Consider the following 4,835-nt stretch of genomic DNA (forward strand, 5'->3'; position numbering starts at 1 on the left):
GCCCAGCTGACCACCTTCAACGAGGTGGACATGACCAATGTCATGGCCCTGCGGACCCAGTACAAGGACGCCTTCGAGAAGCGCCACGGCGTCAAGCTGGGCTTCATGTCCTTCTTCACCAAGGCGGTGGTCGCAGCCCTGAAGGAGATCCCGGCGGTCAATGCCGAGATCGACGGCACCGACATCATCTACAAGAACCACTACGACATCGGCGTGGCCGTCGGCACCGACAAGGGGCTGGTCGTGCCGGTCCTGCGCGACGCCGATACCCTGTCGCTGGCCGGGATCGAAAAGGGCATCGGGGCGCTGGGCAAGGCCGCGCGCGACGGCAACCTGACCCTGGACAATCTGCAGGGCGGCACCTTCACCATCACCAACGGCGGCACCTATGGCTCGCTGATGTCGACGCCGATCCTGAATGCGCCTCAGTCGGGCATCCTGGGCATGCACAATATCGTCCAACGCCCGATGGCCGTGAACGGCCAGGTCGAAATCCGCCCGATGATGTACCTGGCGCTCAGCTACGACCACCGCATCGTCGACGGAAAAGAAGCTGTGACCTTCCTGGTCCGCGTCAAGGACCTGCTGGAAGACCCGGCCCGGGCTCTGCTGGATCTCTGATATTGGCTCGCTCCCCGTCCAGACCATGGTCTTGGTGGGGATGGTGGGTTGCCGTCGTGCTGCTTGGGCTGAGCATCTGGACGATGCTGACTACCTCAGCGCTCGTCTGGCTGGCTTATAATCGCGTCGCGTTGGATACACCTGTGCGTGCGCAACTCGCGTCATCGATCATGCCGGTCGCTGCGCTGGCGGCTTCGATTTGCTACAGCGCGACAATCTACAGGCTCGCCAAGGATAGACCCGCTTTCCTCATTTGGGCTTGCGGCCTCGCGACCCACACCGGTTTTGTCTGTCTTCAAGCATATGGCGCGACTGATCTCGGCCTATGGGGCTACGGTTTCCTCGCCTTGATGATGGCCAAAAATTTGATTCCCGGCCTCTTGATCAGGAGTATCGCCAACCGTCGGCGAGCGTCGACATTGGCAGTGGTCATTGGTTCATGAGTCTCGTCGAAATCGTCCGCTTCACCGACGTCTATGAAGCCGATCTGGCGGCGGCGTTTCTGGCGTCGCACGGGATCGAGGTCAGCGTCACCGAGCGGTTTCAGACGACGGTAGATCCACTCATGCAGCGGGCGTTGGGCATCCGTCTGATGGGACCCGCCTCGGTGGCGGAGCAGGCGCGCGATCTTCTGGCGCGGGCACGGGCGGGCGAGTTCGCCAGCGAGGAGGGTGACGATCTGGACACCGTCGATGGCGGGACGCAGGCGGCGGGGTCGGTGATGGCGCTGGCCGCCTTTGCCACCGGTGGCTTCTGGGGCACCAGCCTGCCGCGCCGGTTCCGACCGATCGCCTGGCAGGGCATGCTGCTGGCGGGCCTGCTGTTCGGGCTGATCGCGGGGGCTGTGTGGCTGGCGCTGGAACTGGTGCTCAATCCGCCTTGAGCTGACCCAGTACCTCCTCCGTATCCGCCCCCAGCGCAGGCGGGGCGCGGTGATACTCGATGGGTGTCCTCGACATCCGGATCGGTGAGGCGACGGTGCGCACCGGGTGGGTCAGGTCGGAGCGGGCCTGTTCGATTTCCAGTCCGCGATGCTTGGCCTGGGGTTCGTCGAAGACCTGATCGATGGTGTTGACCGGGCCGCAAGGGACATTCGCCGCCTCCAGAAGCGCCATCAGGCCTGCCATGTCGTGACCGGCCGTCAGGGCCGAGACTTCCGCCGTCATGGCGGCACGATGCTCGATCCGCAGGGCATTGGTGACGAAGCGGGGGTCGGTGCCGAGACCGGGCGCGCCCAGAGCCTGTGCCAGTGCGCGAAACTGCCCATCATTCCCGACGGCGATCACGACCATACCGTCCGTACACGGAAAGGGCTGGTACGGGGCCAAGTTGGGGTGGGCATTGCCCATGCGGCCCGGGGCCGTGCCGGAGACGAAATAGTTGGACGCCTGATTGGCCAGCATGGCCGCCTGGACGTCGAACAGGGCGATGTCGATCTGCTGGCCCTCGCCCGTGGTCCGCGCATGCATCAGGGCCGCCAGGATGGCGTTTGAGGCATACAGGCCGGTGAACAGGTCCACCACCGCCACTCCGACCTTCATCGGCTCGGCCCCCGGCGCACCGTCCGGCTGGCCCGTGATCGACATCAGCCCGCCCATGGCCTGGATCATATAGTCGTAGCCGGCGCGGTGGGCATCCGGCCCGTCCTGGCCGAAACCGGTGATGGAACAATAGACCAGGCGCGGATTGATCGCCGACAGACTGGCATAATCCAGGCCGTACTTCTTCAAGCCTCCGGTCTTGAAGTTCTCGACCAGCACATCGCAGGACGCGACCAGATCGCGGATGACGGTCGCCCCGTCCGGCGTCGCGATATCCAGTTCGACCGACTTCTTGCCCCGGTTGGCACACAGAAAATAGGCCGCGTCGCCGCGCGAGCCGTCGGCCTTCTGCGTAAAGGGTGGGCCCCACTGGCGGGTGTCGTCGCCGGTGCCCGGCCGCTCGATCTTGATCACCTCGGCCCCCAGATCGGCCAGGGTCTGGGTCGCCCAGGGCCCCGCCAGAACGCGGGACAGGTCGAGGACGCGAATGCCGACAAGCGGGCCTGAGGACTGGGTCATGCGTCTTCTCTACATCCTTCTCCCCTTGCGGGAGAAGGTGGCAGGCGAAGCCTGACGGATGAGGGGTCGCTCCGGTCCGTCGGCGTCATATCGATCTGATGCAAGATGTCGAAGTCCGTGCGACCCCTCATCCGCCCCTCCGGGGCACCTTCTCCCGCAAGGGGAGAAGGATAAAGGAAAAAGGCCCCGGCGTTTCCACCGGGGCCTCGTTCATTCAGCGATGTCGTCCCGTTCTAGCGACGGCTGCGACCGCGATCACGGTCACCGCCACCTTCACGCTTGGGACGGCCACCGGTGTCGTCCGACAGCGGGGCCTCGCCACGTTCGGCGCGTTCAGCGTTGATCTTGTCGGTGATGTCCTCACCGGTTTCCTGATCGACGACCTTCATCGACAGCTTGGTCTTGCCTCGATCGTCCATACCCAGGAACTTGACCTTGACCTCCTGGCCTTCGCTCAGAACGTCGGCCGGGTTGGCGACGCGTTCCAGGGAGATCTGGGACACGTGAACCAGACCGTCCTTGGCCCCGAAGAAGTTCACGAAGGCGCCGAAGTCGACGACCTTGACGACCTTGCCGGTGTAGATGGTGCCGGGCTCGGGCTCGGAGACGATGGAGGTGATCCAGGCCTTGGCGGCGTCGATCTTCTCCTGGTCGGACGCAGCGATCTTCACCGTGCCGTCGTCCTCGATGTTGATCTTGGCGCCGGTCTTTTCGACGATCTCGCGGATGATCTTGCCGCCCGTGCCGATGATGTCGCGGATCTTGTCGACCGGGACCTTGATGGACTCGATCTTGGGCGCGAACTCGCCCAGTTCGGTGCGGGCACCGTCGATGGCCTTGTCCATCTCGTCGAGGATATGCAGGCGGCCGGCCGACGCCTGGGCGATGGCCTTCTTCATGATCTCCTCGGTGATGCCGGCAACCTTGATGTCCATCTGCAGGCTGGTGATACCGTCACGCGTGCCGGCGACCTTGAAGTCCATGTCGCCCAGGTGATCTTCGTCACCCAGGATGTCCGACAGGATGGCGAACTCGCCCGACGGCTCCAGGATCAGGCCCATGGCGATGCCCGAGACGGGCTTCTTCAGGGGCACGCCCGCGTCCATCAGCGCCAGCGAGGCGCCGCAGACCGAAGCCATCGAGGACGAACCGTTGGACTCGGTGATCTCCGACACGATACGGATCGTGTAGGGGAACTCTTCCGCCGACGGCAGCATCGGACGGATCGCCCGCCAGGCCAGCTTGCCGTGACCGATTTCCCGACGGCCCGCGCCGCCCATCCGACCGGTCTCGCCGACCGAATAGGGAGGGAAGTTGTAGTGCAGGAGGAACTTCTCCTTGTAGGTCCCGCTCAGGGCATCGACGTATTGCTCGTCCTCGCCGGTGCCCAGGGTGGCGACCACGATGGCTTGCGTTTCACCACGGGTGAAAAGGGCCGAACCGTGGGTGCGCGGAAAGACGCCGACTTCCGAGACGATGTCGCGGACCTTGTCGAGCGCGCGACCATCGACGCGGTGGCCGTTGTCGATGATGTCGCGACGCAGGACGTGGGCTTCGCACTCCTTGAAGGCGGCACCGAACTTGGCGGAATCGACGCCGTCGGGGTTCTCTTCGGTCTTGACCAGCTTCTCGGCGGCCTTCTTCTTGGCCTGATCGACACCCGTGCGACGCTCGTACTTGCCGGCGTGGGTATAGGCGGCCTTGATGTCCTCGCCGACCAGCGACTGAATCTGAGTGACGACGTCGGAGTGGTCTTCAGCGGTGAAGTCGAAAGGTTCCTTGGCGGCGTGCTCGGCCATTTCGATGATGGCGTCGATCACCGGCTGCATGCCGCGGTGGGCGAACATCAGGGCGTCCAGGAAGGTGTCTTCGGACAGTTCCTTGGCCTCGGACTCGACCATCATCAGGGCGTCCTGGGTGCCGGCAACGACCAAATCCAGATCCGAGGTCGGCATCTGGTCCAGGGTCGGGTTCAGGACCAGCTCACCGTCGATATAGCCGACGCGTGCGGCGCCGATCGGGCCCATGAAGGGCACGCCCGAGATGGTCAGGGCGGCCGAGGCGGCGACCAGGCCGACGATGTCGGGATCGTTCTCCATGTCGTGCTGCAGCACGGTGACGACGACCTGGGTCTCGTTCTTGAAGCCCTTGACG

5 protein-coding genes are annotated in these 4,835 nt (G+C 64.4%); 3 read left to right on the forward strand and 2 right to left on the reverse strand.

The genetic code is table 11. The features are described 5' to 3' along the window. The 3 genes from sucB to JHC81_RS13755 all read left to right on the forward strand — a co-directional run. On the forward strand, window positions 1-621 hold a 621-nt coding region (sucB, locus tag JHC81_RS13745; protein WP_292175607.1), incomplete at its 5' end, for a dihydrolipoyllysine-residue succinyltransferase. A gap of 83 nt (window positions 622-704) precedes the next feature. Next, complete coding sequence (locus JHC81_RS13750; RefSeq protein ID WP_292175611.1) at window positions 705-1,064, forward strand: hypothetical protein; 360 nt, start codon at window positions 705-707, stop codon at window positions 1,062-1,064. Then, window positions 1,061-1,504, forward strand: coding sequence for a hypothetical protein (locus tag JHC81_RS13755; protein ID WP_292175614.1), 444 nt, complete (start codon window positions 1,061-1,063; stop codon window positions 1,502-1,504). The genes JHC81_RS13750 and JHC81_RS13755 overlap by 4 nt, the downstream gene beginning before the upstream one ends. On the opposite strand, the gene JHC81_RS13760 is transcribed toward JHC81_RS13755, so the two are convergent. Beyond that, window positions 1,491-2,681, reverse strand: a complete 1,191-nt coding sequence (locus JHC81_RS13760; protein ID WP_292175615.1) for a CaiB/BaiF CoA-transferase family protein — start codon at window positions 2,679-2,681, stop codon at window positions 1,491-1,493. The genes JHC81_RS13755 and JHC81_RS13760 overlap by 14 nt on opposite strands. Window positions 2,682-2,914: 233 nt before the next feature. Next, a partial coding sequence (pnp, locus tag JHC81_RS13765) for a polyribonucleotide nucleotidyltransferase (RefSeq protein ID WP_292175617.1) occupies window positions 2,915-4,835 on the reverse strand: 1,921 nt, incomplete at its 5' end.

Origin of the sequence: Brevundimonas sp. (genome assembly GCF_016463295.1) — a bacterium.
Classification (GTDB): domain Bacteria; phylum Pseudomonadota; class Alphaproteobacteria; order Caulobacterales; family Caulobacteraceae; genus Brevundimonas.